This is a genomic window from Bradyrhizobium sp. AZCC 2230 (assembly GCF_036924495.1).
GTDB classification, from domain to species: Bacteria; Pseudomonadota; Alphaproteobacteria; order Rhizobiales; family Xanthobacteraceae; genus Bradyrhizobium; species Bradyrhizobium rifense.
In genome coordinates, this window is record NZ_JAZHRS010000001.1 from 3,209,211 (window position 1) to 3,228,877 (window position 19,667).

General features: G+C 64.8%; 19 protein-coding genes. 8 read left to right on the forward strand and 11 right to left on the reverse strand.

All coding sequences use genetic code 11. From position 1 onward, the window contains the following. The first annotated feature begins 47 nt into the window (after nt 1-47). Nucleotides 48-1,124 (forward strand): BMP family ABC transporter substrate-binding protein, encoded by a 1,077-nt coding sequence (locus V1280_RS15515; RefSeq protein WP_334525425.1) that lies wholly within the window; start codon nt 48-50, stop codon nt 1,122-1,124. A 100-nt stretch (nt 1,125-1,224) separates the two neighbouring features. On the opposite strand, the gene V1280_RS15520 is transcribed toward V1280_RS15515, so the two are convergent. Then, nucleotides 1,225-2,574, reverse strand: coding sequence for an 8-oxoguanine deaminase (locus V1280_RS15520; protein WP_334525428.1), 1,350 nt, complete (start codon nt 2,572-2,574; stop codon nt 1,225-1,227). 152 nt (nt 2,575-2,726) lie between these two features. Here V1280_RS15520 and V1280_RS15525 point away from each other — a divergent pair, with 152 nt between their 5' ends. Both V1280_RS15525 and V1280_RS15530 read left to right on the forward strand, forming a co-directional pair. Continuing rightward, nucleotides 2,727-3,554, forward strand: coding sequence for an FAD binding domain-containing protein (locus V1280_RS15525; protein ID WP_334525431.1), 828 nt, complete (start codon nt 2,727-2,729; stop codon nt 3,552-3,554). Next, complete coding sequence (locus tag V1280_RS15530) at nt 3,551-6,277, forward strand: molybdopterin-dependent oxidoreductase (RefSeq protein ID WP_334525434.1); 2,727 nt, start codon at nt 3,551-3,553, stop codon at nt 6,275-6,277. The genes V1280_RS15525 and V1280_RS15530 overlap by 4 nt, the downstream gene beginning before the upstream one ends. Here the strand turns inward: V1280_RS15530 and uraD are convergent. From uraD to V1280_RS15550, 4 genes are all read right to left on the reverse strand, one after another. Beyond that, nucleotides 6,274-7,161, reverse strand: a complete 888-nt coding sequence (gene uraD / locus V1280_RS15535) for a 2-oxo-4-hydroxy-4-carboxy-5-ureidoimidazoline decarboxylase (protein ID WP_334525436.1) — start codon at nt 7,159-7,161, stop codon at nt 6,274-6,276. The two genes, V1280_RS15530 and uraD, sit on opposite strands and share 4 nt — an antisense overlap. 7 nt (nt 7,162-7,168) lie before the next feature. Next, entirely contained in the window at nt 7,169-8,098 is a 930-nt protein-coding gene (puuE, locus tag V1280_RS15540; protein ID WP_334525440.1) for an allantoinase PuuE, read from the reverse strand. Continuing rightward, a complete protein-coding gene (locus V1280_RS15545; RefSeq protein WP_027531871.1) occupies nt 8,099-8,512 on the reverse strand; it encodes a DUF3830 family protein in 414 nt (137 codons plus the stop codon). Nucleotides 8,513-8,613: 101 nt separating this feature from the next. Then, on the reverse strand, nt 8,614-8,898 hold the full coding sequence (locus V1280_RS15550) for a hypothetical protein (RefSeq protein WP_334538314.1): 285 nt from the start codon (nt 8,896-8,898) through the stop codon (nt 8,614-8,616). Nucleotides 8,899-9,142: 244 nt separating this feature from the next. On the opposite strand from V1280_RS15550, the gene V1280_RS15555 reads away from it, so the two are divergent. Next, a complete protein-coding gene (locus V1280_RS15555; protein ID WP_334525445.1) occupies nt 9,143-9,361 on the forward strand; it encodes a hypothetical protein in 219 nt (72 codons plus the stop codon). Nucleotides 9,362-10,132: 771 nt separating this feature from the next. On the opposite strand, the gene V1280_RS15560 is transcribed toward V1280_RS15555, so the two are convergent. The 5 genes from V1280_RS15560 to V1280_RS15580 form a co-directional block, all read right to left on the reverse strand. Continuing rightward, nucleotides 10,133-10,522 carry a hypothetical protein gene (locus tag V1280_RS15560; protein ID WP_334525448.1) on the reverse strand — a complete coding sequence of 130 codons (390 nt, stop codon included), beginning with the start codon at nt 10,520-10,522 and terminating at the stop codon, nt 10,133-10,135. A 113-nt stretch (nt 10,523-10,635) separates the two neighbouring features. After that, nucleotides 10,636-11,955 carry an alpha/beta hydrolase gene (locus tag V1280_RS15565; RefSeq protein WP_334525451.1) on the reverse strand — a complete coding sequence of 440 codons (1,320 nt, stop codon included), beginning with the start codon at nt 11,953-11,955 and terminating at the stop codon, nt 10,636-10,638. A gap of 124 nt (nt 11,956-12,079) precedes the next feature. Next, nucleotides 12,080-13,867: a chloride channel protein gene (locus V1280_RS15570; protein ID WP_334525454.1), complete on the reverse strand. Its 1,788-nt coding sequence runs from the start codon at nt 13,865-13,867 to the stop codon at nt 12,080-12,082. Nucleotides 13,868-13,879: 12 nt separating this feature from the next. Then, nucleotides 13,880-14,533 carry a class II aldolase/adducin family protein gene (locus V1280_RS15575; RefSeq protein ID WP_334525457.1) on the reverse strand — a complete coding sequence of 218 codons (654 nt, stop codon included), beginning with the start codon at nt 14,531-14,533 and terminating at the stop codon, nt 13,880-13,882. Nucleotides 14,534-14,714: 181 nt separating this feature from the next. Then, nucleotides 14,715-15,341 carry a MarC family protein gene (locus tag V1280_RS15580; RefSeq protein ID WP_334525460.1) on the reverse strand — a complete coding sequence of 209 codons (627 nt, stop codon included), beginning with the start codon at nt 15,339-15,341 and terminating at the stop codon, nt 14,715-14,717. Between the two features lie 144 nt (nt 15,342-15,485). Here V1280_RS15580 and V1280_RS15585 point away from each other — a divergent pair, with 144 nt between their 5' ends. The 4 genes from V1280_RS15585 (at nt 15,486) to V1280_RS15600 (ending at nt 19,188) form a co-directional block, all read left to right on the forward strand. Then, nucleotides 15,486-16,055: a YciE/YciF ferroxidase family protein gene (locus V1280_RS15585; protein WP_334525463.1), complete on the forward strand. Its 570-nt coding sequence runs from the start codon at nt 15,486-15,488 to the stop codon at nt 16,053-16,055. A gap of 186 nt (nt 16,056-16,241) precedes the next feature. Next, nucleotides 16,242-16,625 carry an Hsp20/alpha crystallin family protein gene (locus V1280_RS15590; protein ID WP_334525466.1) on the forward strand — a complete coding sequence of 128 codons (384 nt, stop codon included), beginning with the start codon at nt 16,242-16,244 and terminating at the stop codon, nt 16,623-16,625. A gap of 8 nt (nt 16,626-16,633) precedes the next feature. Beyond that, complete coding sequence (lon, locus tag V1280_RS15595) at nt 16,634-19,027, forward strand: endopeptidase La (RefSeq protein WP_334525468.1); 2,394 nt, start codon at nt 16,634-16,636, stop codon at nt 19,025-19,027. 5 nt (nt 19,028-19,032) lie between these two features. Next, nucleotides 19,033-19,188, forward strand: a complete 156-nt coding sequence (locus V1280_RS15600) for a hypothetical protein (protein ID WP_334525470.1) — start codon at nt 19,033-19,035, stop codon at nt 19,186-19,188. Between the two features lie 71 nt (nt 19,189-19,259). Here V1280_RS15600 and V1280_RS15605 read toward each other — a convergent pair whose 3' ends face one another. After that, a complete protein-coding gene (locus V1280_RS15605) occupies nt 19,260-19,562 on the reverse strand; it encodes an HU family DNA-binding protein (protein WP_148771079.1) in 303 nt (100 codons plus the stop codon). Nucleotides 19,563-19,667 lie beyond the last annotated feature (105 nt).

The window sequence follows — 19,667 nt, forward strand, 5'->3', positions numbered from 1 at the left end:
GCGCACGTTGCGGATCGTAGCTTTCCCCGACTGTTTGGAGATTGATGATGAGGAAATCACTTCTTGCGCTGGCTGCCGGCCTTCTGCTTGCCGGGAGCGTCAGTGCTGCCTCCGCCGCCGACAAGCTGAAAGTCGGTTTCATTTATCTGGGTCCGATCGGAGACTTGGGGTGGACCTACCAGCACGATCTGGCGCGCCAGGCTCTGGTGAAGGAGCTCGGCGACAAGATCGAGACGACTTTTCTCGAGAACGTTCCCGAAGGTCCCGACGCCGAGCGCGCCATCGAGCAGCTCGTCCGCGCGGGCAATAAGCTGATCTTCACGACCTCGTTCGGCTACATGGATCCGACACTGAAGGTCGCCAAGAAATACCCGAACGTGCATTTCGAGCACTGCTCGGGCTACAAGCGCGACAAGAACATGTCGACCTACTCGGCCAAGTGGTATGAGGGCCGCTACATCCAGGGCCTGATCGCGGCCAAGATGTCGAAGTCCGGCGTACTCGGCTATATCGGTTCGTTCCCGATTCCCGAGGTCGTCTCCGGCATCAACGCAACGATTCTCGCGGCACAGACCATCAATCCGAACATCAAGGTCAAGATCATCTGGGCCAACACCTGGTTCGACCCGGGCAAGGAAGCCGATGCCGCCAAGGCGCTGGTCGACCAGGGCGCCGACGTCATCATGCAGCACACGGACTCGCCGGCGGCGATGCAGATCGCCAGCGAACGCGGCAAGCTCGCCTTCGGCCAGGACTCCGAGATGATCAAGTTCGGGCCGAAGACCCAGCTCACCTCCATCCTGGACACCTGGGGGCCCTACTACATCGCCCGTGTCAAGTCCGAGCTCGACGGCACCTGGAAGTCCGAGGACAGCTGGGGCGGTCTCGACAGCCATATGTTCGCGATGGCGCCGTATACCAACATGCCTGACGACGTGAAGAAAATCGCCGAGGATGCGCAAGCCGCGATCACCGCGGGCAAGCTGCACCCGTTCAAATGCCCGGTGATTGGGCAGGACGACAAAGAGATCGAGTGCAAGGGCGGCGCCAATCTCGCCGACGGCCAGATCCTCGGCATGAATTTCTACGTCAAGGGCATCGACGACAAGCTGCCGGGCAAGTAGCACGCTTCTTGCATTGACTAGATTACCTGCTCCTCCCGGAGGAGGTTCGGAGGGGGTGGCCAGAAGCACCCGGCACTTGTGGTCGCCCCCTCCTTCTATTTTACCCTGCGCGCATCGCCCGCGCCGCGGAACTATGCCGGCGGATGAGGTCCGGGACGTCCAGTCCCGGGATCGCGCCGTCGACCACGGCCCAATTCCCCGCCACCATCACCCGATCGGCCCGATGCGCTCCGCACAGCACCAGCGCGGCCAGGGGATCGCCATGGCCGGAGAAGCGCAGCTCATCCAGCCTGAACAGCGCGAGGTCGGCGGCCTTGCCGACCGCGATCTCGCCGAGTTCCGGCCGACCGACACACGCCGCCGAGCCCTTGGTAGCCCAGCGCAGCGCATCCTTGTGGCTGACCTTGGTCACGCCGTAGCGCGCCCGCTGCAGCAGGAAGGCGGCACGCACCTCCTGCATCAGGTTCGATCCATCGTTGGAGGCCGAGCCGTCCACGCCGAGCCCGATGCCGACACCGGCCTCTTCCATCTCGCACACCGGGCAGCAGCCGGACGCCAGGATCTGGTTGCTGCAGGCGCAGTGACTGATGGTGGTCTTTGCCTTGCCGAGGCGCTTCATCTCCTCGGCATTGAAGAAGATGCCGTGGGCGAGCCAGGTCCGCGAATTGAGCCAGCCGCATTGCTCGAGATAATCGAGCGGGCGGCAGCCATACATCTGCTGGCAGAACTTATTCTCATCCTCGGTCTCGGCGAGATGGGTGTGCAGGCGCACGTCGAGCTTGTCGGCGAGATCGGCAGTGGCACGCATCAGCGAGGTCGTCACCGAGAACGGCGAGCACGGCGCGAGCGCAATCTGCACCATCGCATCCGCACCGCGCTGGTGATGTTTTGCCACGACGCGCACGCTGTCGGCGAGGATGGTGTCCTCGTCCTGCACGACGCTATCCGGCGGCAGGCCGCCGTCGCGCTGCGACAGATTCATCGAGCCGCGCGTCAGCAGCACGCGTACGCCGAGGCGCCTTGCGACTTCGACCTCGATATCGACGGACTCTTCGAGTCCCGCCGGAAATACATAGTGATGATCGGTCGTGGTGGTGCAGCCCGAGAGCAGCAGTTCGGACATCGCAACGGTGACGCCGAGCTCGAGCCGCTCTGGCGTCAGTTTCGCCCAAACCGGATAGAGCGCCTGCAGCCAGGGAAACAGCTCGCGGTCCATCGCCGCGGGAAGCGCCCGCGTCAACGTCTGATAAAAATGATGATGGGTGTTGATGAGGCCCGGCAGCACGACATGCTCGCTCGCATCGAACACCGTAACGTCTGCGGTCGCCGGTGTTCCGCCGGCCGGCACGAGTTCAATGATACGACCATCCTTGACGACGATGCCGCGCCCGGCGCCGTCGGCGAGGATGGCCAGGGGATCCCTGATCCAGATCGGCTTTGCGTCGCTCATGTCCTGTTTCTCCCCGCCTTCGTTAACGAATGGCCTGCAAGGCAGAGGCCATCCCGAAGACGTTATTGCTGCGACTTGTTGTTGCCACTTGGCGCTGGTCTTGCAAGACTTTCCCTTAGGCTAATTCAGCCGGCACAGGCGTTGTCGCAGCCATGGACTTGAATACCATCACAGTCGTCAGTCATCCGCAAACACGCGCGCAATTGCCCGCTTGGACGCCAGGTGATGCTTGGCTCGCGGGCGGCACGTGGCTGTTCTCGGAGCCGCAAGTCCACCTCACGCGACTTGTCGATCTCACCGATCTGAAATGGCCGGCGCTGGCGATCACCGAGAGCCACCTTAGCATCGCTGCCACCTGCACGATCTCGCAACTCGATGCGCTCACCTGCCCCACCGACTGGCTCGCAGCACCGCTGATCAACCAATGCTGCCGCGCCTTTCTCGCCTCCTTCAAGATCTGGAAGACGGCGACGGTGGGCGGCAATCTCTGCATGTCGCTGCCTGCAGGACCGATGATCTCGCTTACCGCCGCGCTCGACGGCGTCTGTACGATCTGGAAGGCCGGCGGTGGCGAGCAGAGGATTCCCGTCGCCGAGTTCGTCACGGGCAACCAGCGCAATCGCCTGTCGCCGGGCGACCTGCTGCGGCAGATCGACATTCCACTGGCCGCACTGAAGCGCCGCTCCGCGTTTCGCCAGATCTCGCTCGCCCCGGTCGGCCGCTCCGCAGCCCTCCTGATCGGAAGCCTCGATAGCGCCGGTGCGCTGAAGCTGACCGTGACCGCATCGACTGTGCGCCCGATCCAATTCTCGTTTCCAAAGCCGCCGGATGCGAGCACGCTTCGCACGGCGATCTCCGAGGAGATCACCGACGATCTCTATCACACCGACATTCATGGCAAGGCGCTCTGGCGCAAGCACATGACGCTGCGGCTCGCCGAGGAGATCCGCGCCGAGCTCCTGGGTGCAACGCCGCCATGAGCTTCGAGGTCAATGGCGCGAACTTTCCGCAAACGCCACGCGCCGGCCAGTGCCTGCGCACGTTTTTGCGGGAGCTCGGCCATTTCGGGGTGAAGAAGGGCTGCGACGCCGGCGACTGCGGCGCCTGCACCGTGCTGCTCGACGGCGAGCCTGTGCATAGCTGCCTGATCCCCGCGTTTCGCGCGGAGGGGCGCGCCATCACCACGATCGAAGGTCTCGGCGGCGAACATGGCGCACACCCGATGCAGCAGGCCTTCCTCGACGCGCAGGGATTCCAGTGCGGTTTCTGCACCGCGGGGATGATTTTGACCTGCGCCTCGCTGAACCAGGCGCAGCGGACCGACCTCGACGCCGCGCTGAAGGGCAACATCTGCCGCTGCACCGGCTATCGTTCGATCGAGGATGCGATCCACGGCAAGACCAATGTCGAGGATCGCGTCGAGGCGGGTGGCGCATTCGGCCGCAGCCTGCCGGCGCCCGCGGGCCCGGACGTCGTTCGCGGCACGGCGCGCTACACGTTCGACACCGAAATCGACAATCTGCTGCACATCAAGCTGCTGCGCTCGCCGCATGCGCACGCACGAATCGTCGCGATCGACAGATCGGCAGCAATGGCCATCCCGGGCGTGCATGCAATCCTGACGCATGAGGATGCGCCCTCGGTGTTGTTCTCGACGGCTCAGCACGAGAAGGACTGGATGGACCCCGAGGACACCCGCATCCTCGACGATGTCGTGCGCTTCATTGGCCAGAAGGTAGCGGCGGTGGTCGCGGAGAGTGAAGGCGCGGCCGAGGAGGCCTGTCGCCGGCTGAAGGTCGACTATGAGATCTTGCCCGCGCTGATCGATCCCGAGCAGGCGATGGCGCCGGGCGCGCCGCTAGTGCATCCCGATCGCACCACCGCAAACCGCGTTGCCGACGCGCGGCGCAATCTCGTCGCGGAGACGCATGGGGAGTTCGGCGACGTCGCCTCCGCCCTTGCCACATCCGCGGTCACATTTGAGGCCACCTTCCACAGTCATCGCGTGCAGCATGCCGCACTGGAGACCCATGGCGGCCTCGCCTGGCTCGATGAGGCAGGCGTGCTCAATGTCCGCACCTCGACGCAGGTGCCTTTCCTGACCCGTCGCGCGCTCTCCGACATTTTCCAGCTACCCATGGACAAGGTCCGCGTGTTCTGCGAGCGGGTCGGCGGCGGCTTTGGCGGCAAGCAGGAGATGTTCGTCGAGGACATTCTGGCACTCGCCGCGCTGAAGACGGGTCGCCCCGTCAAGCTCGAACTCACCCGCGAAGAACAGTTCATCGCGACGTCAACGCGGCACCCCATGCGGGTCCACATCAAGGCCGGCGCCGATGCCGACGGCAGGCTCACCGCGCTGCAACTCGACGTGCTCTCCAATACGGGTGCTTACGGCAATCACGGCGGCTCCGTGATGTTCCACGCAGTGTCGGAGTCCATCGCCGTCTACAACTGCCCGAACAAGCGGGTCGACGGCTTCGTCGTCTACACCAACACCGTGCCGGCCGGCGCGTTTCGTGGTTATGGCTTGCCGCAGACATTGATCGCGGTGGAGGCTGCCATCGACGAGCTCGCCAGGCAGCTCGGCATCAGCCCTTACGACATGCGCCGACGCAATATCGTCAGACTCGGCGATCCCATGCTGTCGCCGCCCGAGTCCGAATATCACGACGTGCTCTACGGCTCCTACGGACTCGACCAGTGCATCGACCTCGTCGAACGCGCGATGCAGGTCGATCAGCCGCAGCCAGAACTTTCGCCGGAATGGCTGACCGGCGATGGCATCGCGCTGACCATGATCGACACCGTGCCGCCCGCCGGCCACATTGCGGACGCCATGATTGCGCTCAACGACGATGGCGGCTTTGATCTCACCGTCGGCACCGCCGAGTTCGGCAACGGCACCAGCACTGTGCACCGGCAGATCGCCGCGACGGTGCTCGCGACCACCGTCGACAGGATCCGCCTGCGCCAGTCCGACACCGCCCATGGCGGCCACGACACTGGCGCCTATGGCAGCACAGGCACGTTCGTTGCCGGCAAGGCGACGCAGGCAGCCGCCATGCAGCTTGCGACCGAATTGAAGGCCGCCGCCGCCAACGCGTGGCTTTGCGATGTCGCGACTTGCACACTCGAGGGCGAGTTCGTCCTCAGCGGCGTGCGGCGAATGTCCTTTACTGAGCTATCGAAGCTCGCGCGCGAGTCGGGCCGTCCGCTCGTGGCGCACGGCAATTCCGAGGGAACGCCGAGGTCCGTCGGCTTCAACGTGCAGGGCTTTCGCATCGCCGTGAACAAGGGAACCGGCGAGATCAGGATTCTCAAAAGCGTGCAGGCCGCGGATGCGGGCGTCGTCGCCAATCCCATGCAGTGCCGCGGCCAGGTCGAAGGCGGCGTCGCGCAGGCACTTGGCGCGGCGCTCTACGAGGAGATGGTGATCGATGCGAATGGCCGCGTGACCAATCCCAAATTCCGCGATTACCATCTGCCGTCCTTCGCGGACGTGCCGCGCACGGAGGTGTTGTTCGCCGAGACGTCCGACACGATCGGACCATTAGGGGCAAAATCGATGAGCGAGAGCCCGTACAACCCGGTCGCCGCCGCGCTCGGCAACGCGATTGCCGATGCCACCGGCATCCGCTTCACCGCACCGCCTTTCAAGCCGGACCGGCTGTTTCCGGCGCTACTCGACAAGTTCGGCGATTAACTGCCGCGATACGTCGAATAGCTCCAGGGCGTCACCAGCAGCGGCACGTGGTAGTGGCTCTCCGGTTCGCTGATCGCGAAGCGCAGCGGGATCTCGTCGAGGAACGGCGGATCTGACAGCGGCACGTTGCGCTCCGCGTAGTATTTGGCGACGCTGAAGCGAAGCTCGTAGCGGCCGATCGGCAGCGGGCGGCCGCCGATCAGCGGCTGGTCGGTACGACCATCCGCATTGGTAACGGTGCGCGCGATGACGCGGCTCTCGCCGAGCGCAGCGAGCTCGACAAGCTCGACTGGAATGCCGGGCGCGGGCTTGCCGGCGTGATTGTCCAGCACATGGGTCGAGAGCCGGCCGTGCACCTTCAGCTTGTCGTCGGCGCTGACGAGCTGATCGAGCCGCAGCGCCGAGATGCGGCCGATCTCCTCGATCGCGCGACGGGTCTCGGTCTTGGCAATGTTGCGCAGGCGCGTTTCGAAATCGCGCAGCACGGAATCCTTGGTATGACGACGCACGCAGACGATGTAGGGGATGCCGAACTTTTCGCGATAGGCGATGTTGGCGCGCTCGAACGCCGAATATTCAGCGTCCGACAGCCGGTCGAGGGCGGCGCTGTTCTGCTCGTCGGTCGATTCCGCCGTCAGCCCCGCCGCGCGCTGGGTCTTGTTGGCGAGATCGGGATGCGCCCGGATCAGCGTTAGCTGCACATCGGGTTCGGCAGCCTGTATCGCCGCCATCAGTGCGGCATGCAGCTGGTTGATGCCGGCAAACGGCCGCTGCGTCGCAAGCTGCTCGGCGATCCAGGGCGAATATTCGACGACATTGGCGAGCACGGCGACGAAGTCGGCCTTGCTTGCAGCGTTCAGGTCGGCGAGCGAGATCTGCAACATCGTTCTCTCACCCGATCTCGAAGGCATCGAGATGCGCCTGCTTGTCGTGCCAATGCTGCGCGATCTGCAACCGCGTCGGCACCCAGACGCGCTCGTGCTTGCCGATGTAATCGAGAAAGCGGATCAGGCCCGCGGCGCGGCCCGGACGGCCGGCGAGACGGCAGTGCAGCCCCACCGACATCATCTTCGGCGCGATCTCGCCCTCGGCATAGAGCACATCGAACGCATCTTTCAGATAGGTGTAGAACTGCTCGCCCTCGGCAAACCCTTGCGGATTGATGAACCGCATGTCGTTGGCATCGAGCGTATAGGGAATGATGAGCTGCTTGCCGTTGCCGCCCTTGACCCAATAAGGCAGATCGTCGGCATAGGAATCGCAGAGATAGAGGAAGCCGCCCTCCTCCATCAGCAGACGGTTGGTGTTGATCGAGGAACGCCCGGTGTACCAGCCGAGCGGCCGCGAACCGGTCGCCTCGGTATGGACGCGGATCGCCTCGGCAATCTCGGCGCGCTCCTGCGCCTCCGTCATGTCCTTGTGCTCGATCCATTTCAGGCTGTGGCTCGCGATGTCCCAGCCGGCCTCCTTCATCGCAGCGACGATTTCCGGATTGCGCTTCAGCGCGGTGGCGACACCGAACACGGTGGTCGGCCACTTCCGCTCGTTGAACATCCGCCACAGCCGCCAGAAGCCGGCGCGCGAGCCATATTCGAACATGGATTCGATGTTGGCGTGACGCTGGCCCGGCCAGGGCTGCGCGCCCAGCACGTCGGACAGGAACGCTTCCGAGGCGCGGTCACCGTGCAAAACGTTGTTCTCGCCGCCCTCCTCGAAATTGACGACGAACTGCACCGCGACCCGCGCATTGCCGGGCCACTCTGGATGCGGCGGATTGCGGCCGTAGCCGCGGAGATCGCGCGGATAGCGGGCGTCAGTCACTCAGACTTCCTCGAAGCGGATCGGCAGAGCGCCCTTCCACAGCACGCTCTTGCCCAGCGTCGCGAGATTCTCCAGGCCCGAGGTCACCGTAATGAAGTGATTGCCGGCGAGCTGGCCCATCTTGCTGGCGAAATGCACGCCGCCATAGGCCATCAGGATCTCGGTCTCGCTGATGCCACCGGGATAGAGGATGATCTGGCCGGGCGCGGGATAGCTGGTGTGGTTCTCATAGCCGACGCCGAAGTCGAGATCGCCGAGCGGCATCCAGACGCCTTCGCCGCTCCAGCGCACATGGATGATGTGGCTCTCGAACGGCAACGCCTTGCGGAACGCCGCGACCGTCTTGGGCGCCGCCTGCTCCTCGAAGCGGGCATCGAAGGTGAAATCGCCGGCGCGGATAACGAGTTTGCTCATCTCATCTCTCTGGATCGGGGGCCAAGGGATCAGGTGGCCCCACGGGGAACTTGCAAGCAAAGAGCATTCCAGCGAGCTTCGCGCAAGTGGCGCCGAGCCCCTCACCTGCGGTCGTAAGACCAGCCGAACAGGCCGCTCCGCCGCACCTCGGGCTCGGGCTCGGCAGCGGCAGCCGGCGGCGATGCCTCCTTCAGTTCCGCCTGCGGCGGGGGCGGCGGAGGCGCCGGCAGGTTCTCGCATTTCATGGAGTAGACCAGCTTGCCGTCCGCGGTGCGCCCGATCGGCGCGCAGGGGTCGGGATGCGCCGCCGAGGTTTTGGGAGCAGGTTTCACCTGCGCCACAGCCGGCGAGGCGATCAACAGCAGGACCAGCAGATATTTCGACATCGTTGTCGCGCCCGAAACCTTCATTGGCCCCATTCAACCGGATTGCGCCGGTCAAGTCCATCGGGCCTGGCGGGCGATTGCCGAATATTTAGCCGGGACCAAAAAATTTGCTCGCCCCATCGTGAAAGTGGCGCAACCGATCGTGAAGCCGGCGCTGCTGATATTGGGCAGGCCGCATCGCCATGTCGGAGGTGACGACGATGATACTTCTGACAACCGGGACGTCGTCATGGGAGAAACACCAATGAAGAAGACTATTGCCATTCTCGGCGCCACGCTGATCTCCGCCATCACGATCCAGACCGCAGCAGCGAACAACCGTCATCACGTGCGCAAGGCGCCGCCAGCCCCCATCGCCCAATCGGTGCGCGACTCCAACGCGGCCATGTGGCCATCGCAGCCGACCGCACCCGACTGGTCGCGTTACGCGAACGGCGCAATGTCGGCGCCGGCCGGACGTTGATGCTGGAGGCATAGGGCGCGACTGCTTCAACATCGTCATCGCCGCAATGGCGGAGTATGGGACGGCAGCTTCGCTCTTCCAGATCACATTTCGATTCGCAGACGCGCCTGCGCGCTCTCGCGGCTTGTATCGCCCGAGCTTTGCTTCGTCTCTCCACCCTCTTGTCCGAGAGGGCGCAGGGAAGGCCGGGTGCTGACCTCGCACCCACGGTCCGCTGCGCGAAATGTGTAGCGCAAAAAGACCGCACAGCAGCATACAGGTGGTGCCAATCACTCGGCCTTCCCTGCGCAGTGGGTTGACGGCTTATGCCGTGCTCTCCCGGGAGCCGAATTCCTTCTGGCCTCCCTCCCTTCCGCGAATTGACGATGTGGTTGACCCGGTTGGGCGCTCCACACCTCCGCGAAAGCTTGACCGTAGCGACGACGGCCAGGACCACACGGTTTTGCCGTACGCACGGCTCGCTGGTTCGCTGCATTATCTCCAGGCATTGTCGACATTGCCCAGAGAATGCAGACGAGACGAACCTGACAGCGCCGCTCGTCGGCACGCGGTTTCGGGCTCACAGGGACTACCCGCCCTGCCCGCACCTCTCGCGCCCGACGCTGCCGCGTCCACCGCATCCCCGGCTCGCGAACAAGACGACACGAGATCGCCCCTCAAGGATGAGCCGGGATGAGTGACACATACGCCATTTCCGAATTTCGGTAAAGTGGAATATTTTTGCACAAAGGGATTGACAGCCCATGCAGGTGTTTTGCCAGTCGGCAACCGTCAGTACGGATCGTAGTAGCGCGGACCGCCATAATAGCCGTAGCCGGGACCATAATAGCGCGGGCCGCCGCCATAGTAGTAGTTATCGTAATACTCCTGACGCCGGCTCTCGGCGATCGCGCCTCCGATCAGACCGGCCGCGACACCCATGAAGGCAAGGCCAGCAGCGTTCGGTCCACGACGGTAATAGTGACGACGCCGCGCGGAGCTGAAATCGGTCGCATTGGATGAGCCTTGCCCTGCCACCGGAGCCGTCGCGGGCGCTGCCTTGGCCGGTGTCGGGGACGCGGCGGCCGACGGCGATGCAGACGCCGCGACCAGGGCCAAACTGGTGAACGCAGCCAGCGTCGCGCTGCGGCCAATTCTCGAATTCACGGACCTGCCACTCATCCGAACGTCCTCCGCTCTCGCCAAGAGAGATATGGAAACAACACATAACGCGCAAAGCACTGAAATGGTTTCGCGATCGCGGCAATCTGCCACGCTTCGAACGATTGTTTCCTCTAGGCCCGATAGCTCCAGTACTTCCGGAGTGCATCACCTGCGGCCTGGAGGTCGAAGCGCTGGTCGGGGGCGAGCTGCTGCGCGATCAAATTGAACATGTCGTTCAGGATCGAGCGCTTCTCGCCGAAATAGGAATGGTGCAGGCCGACCAGGCTGGTGTCGACCAGCGACGCATCGATCGTATCGATGCCGTCGACGACCGTCAGGGCATCTCCGGCCTCGCCCGCCCGGGGATAGCCGTGCACGAATTTCGAGGCCAGCAACGCGACGTCGCGGGACGAGGCATAGAGCGTGACGCGCGCGGCGCAACCTTTGAACTTCGCGGCGAGCTGGACGAAGCGGTCGCGGTCGATGTCGGGCGCGGCAAAGATGATCTGACCGAGCTTTGCAGCGCCGGCCGGCAGTTGCCAGGACGTGACGCGTTCGAGCGTGTTGATCACCGCGCGGTTGCCCATGCTGTGGGCGATGATGTGAACCTTGCCGGCCCCGACCTCGCTGAGCGCGAGTTGGAGGAACGCCTCGAAATGATCGCGCGACCAGTCGATCGTGCTCTCGTCCACGGTGTACTTCTTGGTGTCCGCCGCCGACGCCCAGCTATACAGCAGCGTTCGGCCTGCGAATTTCAAATCCACTGCAAGCTGCCCGGCGCGCCGCGCCGCATCCTCGAACGTCACGTTGTAGCCGTGCACGAAGATCAGGACATCATGCTCGCCCGCAGCGGCGAGCGAGTCCTTCAGGCTCGTGACGAAGGCGTCCCGCGCAAGAGCCGCGACAGTTTTGAGGATCACGTGCTTCTCGGGATTGGCCGAGAATTCGAGACGCCACCAGCTCGGGCTGGTCAGCTCGCCGAGGTCGCGGCCGCGCGTGGGCACGCTGACCTCTGCGACGCCGAAGGACAGCGTCCCGCGCGCCCCGCCAAAATAGTGCGCCGGCGTGTCGTCACCCCGGGCGCGGTCGGTGCCGTAGAAGACGGGGATCGTGACAACGCCGGTCGTCTCATCCGTGGTGGGCCGGACTGTGTCCGGGACGACGGGCGGCGAAACCCGGCCGCGGCGGGTCACGGTCTCCCTGGCAGCAACGGGCGCGGCCATGTCTGCCATCAAGCGCTCGACCAGTTCCATGGCCGGCGGCTCCGCCAGCAGGCGTACGACCAGCAGGTCGAGCGACTGGCGAAGCTTGTCCGGATCTTCGCCATCGCCGGCGCGCCCGGCGAGCTCCTGCAGTTCCTCGCCGTAAGGGGGCCATTTGTCGCCCAGCAGATCCTTCAACCGGGGCCCGAGTTCGAGCAAGGCAAGCAACAGGCGAAGCGTGTCCGACATCGCACGTCCCTCGTCGCTGAATGCGGCCAGGCACCAGCCCTGCCGCCCACCTTAGCCTAGAGGTTGTGAACGATCTGGCAAGTCCGCTGGGCGTGCCAGCGTCAACTTGCCCGGGGCGCGTTCTTTATGACAGCGCACCCAGCACGCCGCGCGTGGCCTTGTCGATTTCCTCGACATAGCGGCGGCGAGTGAAGGTCTCGGTCAGGAAGCCGACGACCTTGCGGCTGTCGGTGGAGTCGACCACCGCCAGCATTTCGGCCTCGGCCTCGTCGAACACCGCCATCGCGCTCTTCACGTTCATTTCCGGGATCAGCACGATCTCGGTCAGGCGCGCGAGCTCGATGATCTGGATCTCGTCGGCGATGGTGTCGAGGTCGCTGGAGAAAAGGTCGGGCAGCAAGACGAGGCCGACATATTCGTCAGCATTGTTGACGATGACGATTCCTGGCCGCGAGCCCAGCGCGAATTCCGCCCTGGTGGCGGCGATGGTGGTGGTCGACGGCACTTTGCCGACGTCGGAGCGCATCAGGCGCTCGACGGTGAGGTTGCGCAGCCAGCCGACGTCGTTGGCGCTGCGAATGGTCTCGCCGCGCAGATGCAGGCGCCAGGTCGAGAAGGAGTGGCCGAACATGAAGCGGACGCAGATCGAGGTGACGATGCAGCCGGCCAGCACCACGGCGGTGACGTCGACATTCCGCGTCATCTCGAGCACGAGGAACGACATGGTCAGCGGACCGCCGACGATGGCGACGCCGAGCGTCGCCATGCCGGTCAGCATCGCCACCAGCGGATCGATCACGAAGTTCGGGCTGATCAACAGCAGCACCGCCGAGAAGAACTTCCCGATCAGGCTGCCGACGAACAGCGAGGCGAAAAAAAGTCCGCCGCGGAAGCCGGACGCGAGCGAGATCAGGCAGGCCGTCACCTTCAGCGCGATGATGATCGCGATCAGGCCGATAGTCATGTCGTGAAAGAGGTCGAGCACCATGGCGCCGTGGCCGGCAGCGAGCACCTGCGGCGTCACGATCGCGAAGCCGCCGACGATCAGACCGCCGATCACCGGGCGCAGCCAGACCGGCAGCCATTTGAACAGCCGCTCGAACATCGATGACGAGCGCATCACCGCAATGCCGACGCCGCTGGTGACGAGCGCGAGCCCGATCAGCGCCAGATATTGCTCGACGCCGACGGCGCTGACTTTCGGGATTTCGATCGAGTACGGCGCGCCGCCGAGCCATTGCGCGGTCAGTGCGCCGGCTAGCGAGGCCGCCAGGATCGGCGCGGCGCTGCCGACCGAATAGACGCCGACGATCAGCTCGCAGGCGTAGAACGCGCCGGTGATCGGCGCGCCGAAGGCCGCCGCGATCGCCGCCGCCGCGCCGCAGCCGACGATCAAGCGGAGGTCGTTACGCCGGAGATTGAAGAATTTGCCGAACAGCGAGGCGATGCCCGAGCCGATTTGGGTGTAGCCGGCCTCGAGGCCGACGGAGGCACCGCAGCCGTTCGAGATCAGCGTCTGGCTCGACACCACCACGCTGTCGCGCATCGACAGATTGCCGCCGCGCAGCGCATTGGCCTCGATCGGGTCGACCGCGCTGGAGATCTTCCACCGTCGCCGCCACCACTCCATGATGCCGAGCACCAGGCCGCCAAGCGCCGGCGCAATCAGCGCCGCCCAGGGATTGATGTAGGTGTTGGCGGAGAGGCGCACGTCGATCGGAATGCCGTAGATCACGACATGGGCGATCTGCGCGATCTCGGCCATCAGCGTCACGATCGCGCCGGCCAGCGTGCCGATCACAAGCGACAACGGGATCAGGTAGAACTCATTGCTGCGCAGGAGTGCGCGCAGCCGGACCATGGTGCGGTTCGTCCCCTTGCCGTCGACGAAATATCTGATCCGCGCGAACACCGTCTGCCCGTCCTACCCTTCCGACATGCCGTAGCCGGCCATGCGATGGCGGACCCGTTCGATTTCGGCGCTCGACAGCAGCGGCGGTTTGCCGATCTGGAGACAGCCGTGATATTGCCGCGCCAGCGTCTCGACCTCGACGGCGAGCCACATCGCCTTGTCGAGCGTCTTGCCGACCGCGATCATGCCGTGATGGTCGAGCAGGCAGGCGAGCCGGCCGACCAGCGCGCTCACCGCATGCTCGGACAGCTCCGCCGTGCCGAAAGTGGCATAGGGCGCGCAGCGGATGTTGTCGCCGCCGGCGGCCGCAATCATGTAGTGCACGGGCGGGATATCCAGGCCCATGATCGCCAGGATGGTGCAATAGGTCGGATGAGCGTGCACGACAGCGTTGACGTCGGCGCGCGCCTTCAGGATGTCCAGGTGGAAGCGCCACTCGCTGGATGGCCTCTGCTCGGGGGCATGCGAGCCGTCCATCGCCATGAAGACGATCTGGTCCGGCGTCATGGCGTCATAAGGCACGCTGGTGGGCGTGATCAGGAGCCCGTTCCCATCTCGCAGGCTGATATTGCCGGAGGTGCCCTGGTTGATGCCGAGCGCGTTCATGCGGCGGCAGGCGTCGATGATGGCCTGTCTCTTGTCGAGCTCGTCCGCTGTCATCGACATCCCGATTTCATCTCGACCTTCTTGGCGATGGGCGTCTGTTAGACCCGAAGTACGTCAAAGCAATATGGCAGTGCAAGCGAAAGCGGACCTGTTCAGGCGCCGTCGCGCCGGCGGGCCTGCCACATCAAGAATTATATTGTAAAATCAACATATTAACAGATTACCGCAGCCCCAAGAAAACCTAAGACAGGCTGGCCCGGACGGCCGCAATCCCGTTGATCACGAACTGCACCGAATAGGCCGCGAGCAGCATGCCGAGGACGCGGGACAGCACGGCATTTCCGGTCCGCCCCAGCGTCCGCGCGATCAGGCTCGCCGAGACGAAACAGAGCATGCAGAGCAGGCAGACGGCGAGGACGACCGCGATGATGATCGCGAGCCTCGCCCCATAGCCGGCATTGCCTGTCAGCAGCAGCGTGGTCGCAATCGCCCCGGGGCCGGCCATCATGGGGATCGCGAGCGGAAACACGGCGACATCGGAGGCATGCTCTGCGGTCGCCTTGTCGGCCTCCCGCGCCTCGCGATGCGGCCGGTCGCCGAAGATCATCTGATACGAGACGCCGAACAGCAGCAGTCCGCCGGCGATCTGGAACGCAGGGATGCCGATCCCGAGCTGGCGCAGCAGCCAGTTTCCGGCCAGCGCGATCACCACCAGGATCGAGGCCGCGATGAAAGGGGCGCGCAGCGCGACCGTCCGCTTGATCTTGTCGGGCATGCCCCCGGTCGCGGCCAGAAACGCCGGCGCAAGGCCGACGGGATCGACCACCAGCAGCAGCGTCACGAAGGCGGACAGGGCAAAGTCGAGCATGCGAGGGGTGTCTCACGCGAGGTGCTGCCGCCATCCATAACGGCTCGACACGGCCCTCGCGAGGAACATTTGCCCTCGCCGCGTCTTGGTCGCGAGAGGATTGAGGACGGGATTGCCTTCCCGTGCCCCTCAAGAGGAGGATTTATGGCTAAACAAGCGAAGAAACGTGCGAACAAGAAAAGCACCGCGGCGCGCCGCCCGCGTCAGGCACCTAAGATGCTCAGCGACCTGTTCCTGGAGACGCTGAAGGACATCTATTACGCCGAGAACAAGATCATCAAGACGTTGCCGAAGATGGCCAAGGCCGCGCATTCGAAGGACCTTGCCGCCGCCTTCAACAAGCATCTGCGCGAGACGCAGGGCCAGGTCAAACGGCTCGAGCAGATCTTCAGGATGCTGGGCAAGCCGGCGCGCGGCAAGCCGTGCGAGGCGATCAACGGCATCACCGACGAGGGCGCCGAGATCATGAAGGATTTCAAGAACGCCCCTGCCCTCGACGCCGGCCTGCTCGCAGCCGCACAAGCCGTCGAGCATTACGAGATCTCCCGCTACGGCACGCTGCGAACCTGGGCCGAAGAGCTTGGCATGCCAGACGCGGCGAGGCTGCTTCAGGCGACGCTGGACGAGGAGGAGGCGACCGACCACGCGCTATCCGAGCTGGCCACCTCCGTCATCAACCTCGAAGCGGAAGAAGAATACCGCGCCGCCGCCTGATCTGCGGACCGCGCCCCACTAATGCCTTCGACGCCGCGGAACATCTTCGCGGCGTCGATGCGTCTGGGCGCAAGGGCCTCCTCTCCTTCGAGGGCCAGGCATGCTCCAAGCGCGCGATGCTGGAATTTGCGGGAACCATCACCATATCCTCGCTTTCCAACCGCAGCGCCTTCCCCGAGTTTTGCCATGCAACCCAAAAATCCCTTCGACTGGATGCTCTCCGAAGCCCTGGACCAGGTGACCCGCGGCGAACGGCTGCGCCAGCAGTTCGGCCGCCAGGAAGCCTGCTGGGAGCCGCCGATCGACGTGCTCGAAACCGAGCATGAGCTCCTGATCCTGGTCGCGCTTCCCGGGGTCAATCCGGACAATGTCGAGACGGTGATCCAGGACGGCGTGCTGATCATCTCCGGCCAGCGCACACTGCCGCCGGAGCTTCGCAACGCCCGCATCCACCGGCTCGAGCTGCCGCAGGGGCGTTTTGAGCGCCGCATTGCATTGCCCCTTGGCCGCTACGCCATCAGCCGCTTCGTGATGGACGGCTGCGTCGCTCTGCGCCTCGCCAAATCCTGAGGTCGATCATGGCCACCGAACAGATGAATCCCGCACAGACCAATTCTGACGTGAAGATCCCCGAAGACGCGCTGATCATCATCCCCGTGCGCGATATGGTGCTGTTCCCCGGCGCCATCGCGCCGATAGCGATCGCGCGGCCGAAGTCCGTCGCCGCCGCGCAGCAGGCGCTGCGCGAGCAGCGGCCGATCGGCATCGTGCTGCAGCGCAGCCCCGAGACCGATGAGCCCGGTCCGGACGATCTCTATCGCGTCGCGACCATCGCCAACATCGTGCGCTACATCACCGCGCCCGACGGCACGCATCACATCGTCTGCCAGGGCGTGCAGCGCGCGCGCATCCTCGACTTCCTGCCGGGGACGCCGTTTCCGGCTGCGCGCATCCAGCAGATCCCCGAGCCGACCACGTCCTCGCCCGAGATCGAGGCGCGGGCGCTGAACCTGCAGCGCCAGGCCATCGAGGCGATCGAGCTGCTGCCGCAGGCGCCGCCCGAGCTGGTCGCGATGTTCCAGAGCACCACCGCGCCTGGCGCGCTGGCGGATCTGGCGACCTCGTTCATGGACATCAGGCCGCAGGACAAACAGGAAGTGCTGGAGACCATCGACCTCGCTCTGCGCGTCGAGAAGGTGTCGAAGCACCTGGCCGAACGGCTGGAGGTGCTGCGCATCAGCAATGAAATCGGCCAGAAGACTCGCGCCAGCTTCGACGAGCGGCAACGCGAGGCGATCCTGCGCGAGCAGATGGCGACCATTCAGCGGCAACTGGGCGAGGGCGACGGCAAGGCTGCAGAGGTCGCCGAGCTGACGGCTGCCATCGCCAAGGCCAACATGCCGCCGGAGGCGGATGCGCACGCCAAGAAGGAGCTGCGGCGCTACGAGCGCATGCCGGAAGCTGCCGGTGAGTCCGGCATGGTTCGCACTTATCTGGACTGGCTGATCGAGTTGCCGTGGGCGCTGCCCACGGAGAAGCCGATCGACATCAAGGAAGCGCGGCGCATCCTGGATGCCGATCATTTCGGCCTGGAAAAGATCAAGAGCCGGATCATCGAATATCTGGCGGTGCGCAAGCTGGCGCCGCAAGGCAAGGCGCCCATCCTGTGCTTCGTCGGTCCGCCCGGCGTCGGCAAGACTTCACTCGGCCAGTCCATCGCACGTGCGATGGATCGCCCCTTCGTGCGCGTCAGCCTGGGTGGCGTGCATGACGAGGCCGAGATCCGCGGTCACCGGCGCACCTATATCGGCGCGCTGCCCGGCAACATCATCCAGGGCATCAAGAAGGCGGGCGCACGCAACTGCGTCATGATGCTGGACGAGATCGACAAGATGGGCCGCGGCGTGCAGGGCGACCCCTCCGCCGCCATGCTGGAAGTGCTCGACCCCGAGCAGAACGGGACGTTCCGGGACAACTACCTCGCCGTGCCGTTCGACCTGTCGCGCGTGGTGTTCATCGCGACCGCCAACATGCTCGACCAGATTCCGGGTCCGCTGCTGGACCGCATGGAGCTGATCAGCCTTGCCGGCTACACCGAGGAGGAGAAGCTGGAGATCGCAAAGCGGTATCTGGTGCGGCGGCAGCTTGAGGCCAACGGCTTGACCGCCGAGCAGGTCGAGATCGAGCCGGAGGCGCTGAAGCTGGTCGTCAAGGGTTACACCCGCGAGGCCGGCGTGCGTAACCTCGAGCGCGAGATCGGCAAGCTGTTCCGCCATGCCGCGGTGCAGGTCGCCGAAGGTACGGCTGCGAAGGTCGTGGTGACGCCGAACGACATCGGCTCCGTGCTGGGCCAGCCGCGCTTCGAAGGCGAGATTGCGCAGCGCACCAGCATTCCCGGCGTGGCCACCGGCCTTGCCTGGACGCCGGTCGGCGGCGACATCCTGTTCATCGAGGCCTCGCGCGTGCCCGGCCGCGGCGGCATGATCCTGACCGGCCAGCTCGGCGACGTCATGCGCGAGAGCGTGCAGGCGGCGATGACGCTGGTGAAGAGCAAAGCCACGCAGCTCGGCATCGATCCGCAAGCGTTCGAGAAGAGCGACATCCACGTTCACGTGCCGGCGGGCGCAACCCCGAAGGACGGACCGAGCGCGGGTGTGGCGATGTTCACGGCGCTGACGTCGCTACTCACCAATCGCACGGTGCGGAGCGACACGGCGATGACCGGCGAGATCTCGCTGCGCGGGCTGGTGCTGCCGGTCGGCGGCATCAAGGAGAAGGTGGTGGCTGCGGCCGCCGCCGGACTGAAGCGGGTGATGCTGCCGGCGCGCAACAAGCGGGACTACGACGACATCCCGAAGAGCGCGCGGGACAAGCTCGAATTCATCTGGCTGGAGCGCGTCGACGAGGCCATCGCCGCAGCGCTCGAGCCGGCCCAGGCCAACGTCGACGCCAAGGTCGAAGCGGCGGAGTAAATGCAATGAAGAAACTGCTGGAAGAAGCGAAGCGATCGCGGAAGACGAAGAAACTGCGCCAGCTGCTCGATCGAGCCATCGACCGGGTGCGCGATGCGCTCGCAGGACCCGAGCCGCGGCTTCAGCCGATCCCGGTCCGGGTCAAGCGCCGCAAGGGCTGAACCCCTCCGTATCGGCCCCTGCGGTCACTCGATACCAAAGGCCCCCTCTTATCGAGGGGGCCTTTGCGTTATCAGGCCACGGCGTCCTTGGCGGCCTTGACCGGGCGGGCGCGGACGATCTTCCGGGCCGGCTTGGCCTTGAACATCATCTCTTCACCCGTGAACGGGTTGGTGCCCTTGCGCGCCTTGGTCGCGGGCTTCTTGATGACCACGAACTTGGCGAAGCCCGGCACCAGGAACAGGCCGTTCTTCTTGAGCTCCTTGTGGCCGACGTCCGTGAGCGTCTCCATGACGCTCTTGACGTCGCGCTTGGAAAGCTCGGTGGCGGTCGCGATCTTTTCGATCAGCTGCGATTTGGAAAGTTGGGTCGGCATCGTGTCTCCTCTGATTCGTTGCCGGTTGCATATTAGACCAACCGGCGAAGGCCTATAGCCTTCTGCACAGTTTTGTCGCGGTTTTACGGGCTTTTTTGGCCCCCT

Bases quoted from the DNA above. Each gene is read 5' to 3' on its own strand.
- V1280_RS15565 (WP_334525451.1), bottom strand. From the start codon at position 11,955: ATGTCGGACACGCTTCGCCTGTTGCTTGCCTTGCTCGAACTCGGGCCC.
- V1280_RS15545 (WP_027531871.1), bottom strand. From the start codon at position 8,512: ATGAGCAAACTCGTTATCCGCGCCGGCGATTTCACCTTCGATGCCCGC.
- V1280_RS15515 (WP_334525425.1), top strand. From the start codon at position 48: ATGAGGAAATCACTTCTTGCGCTGGCTGCCGGCCTTCTGCTTGCCGGG.
- V1280_RS15575 (WP_334525457.1), bottom strand. From the start codon at position 14,533: ATGTCGATGACAGCGGACGAGCTCGACAAGAGACAGGCCATCATCGAC.
- V1280_RS15600 (WP_334525470.1), top strand. From the start codon at position 19,033: ATGAAGAAACTGCTGGAAGAAGCGAAGCGATCGCGGAAGACGAAGAAA.
- V1280_RS15580 (WP_334525460.1), bottom strand. From the start codon at position 15,341: ATGCTCGACTTTGCCCTGTCCGCCTTCGTGACGCTGCTGCTGGTGGTC.
- V1280_RS15550 (WP_334538314.1), bottom strand. From the start codon at position 8,898: ATGTCGAAATATCTGCTGGTCCTGCTGTTGATCGCCTCGCCGGCTGTG.
- V1280_RS15520 (WP_334525428.1), bottom strand. From the start codon at position 2,574: ATGAGCGACGCAAAGCCGATCTGGATCAGGGATCCCCTGGCCATCCTC.
- V1280_RS15560 (WP_334525448.1), bottom strand. From the start codon at position 10,522: ATGAGTGGCAGGTCCGTGAATTCGAGAATTGGCCGCAGCGCGACGCTG.
- V1280_RS15585 (WP_334525463.1), top strand. From the start codon at position 15,486: ATGGCTAAACAAGCGAAGAAACGTGCGAACAAGAAAAGCACCGCGGCG.
- V1280_RS15525 (WP_334525431.1), top strand. From the start codon at position 2,727: ATGGACTTGAATACCATCACAGTCGTCAGTCATCCGCAAACACGCGCG.
- uraD (WP_334525436.1), bottom strand. From the start codon at position 7,161: ATGTTGCAGATCTCGCTCGCCGACCTGAACGCTGCAAGCAAGGCCGAC.
- V1280_RS15590 (WP_334525466.1), top strand. From the start codon at position 16,242: ATGCAACCCAAAAATCCCTTCGACTGGATGCTCTCCGAAGCCCTGGAC.
- V1280_RS15530 (WP_334525434.1), top strand. From the start codon at position 3,551: ATGAGCTTCGAGGTCAATGGCGCGAACTTTCCGCAAACGCCACGCGCC.
- lon (WP_334525468.1), top strand. From the start codon at position 16,634: ATGGCCACCGAACAGATGAATCCCGCACAGACCAATTCTGACGTGAAG.
- V1280_RS15555 (WP_334525445.1), top strand. From the start codon at position 9,143: ATGAAGAAGACTATTGCCATTCTCGGCGCCACGCTGATCTCCGCCATC.
- V1280_RS15605 (WP_148771079.1), bottom strand. From the start codon at position 19,562: ATGCCGACCCAACTTTCCAAATCGCAGCTGATCGAAAAGATCGCGACC.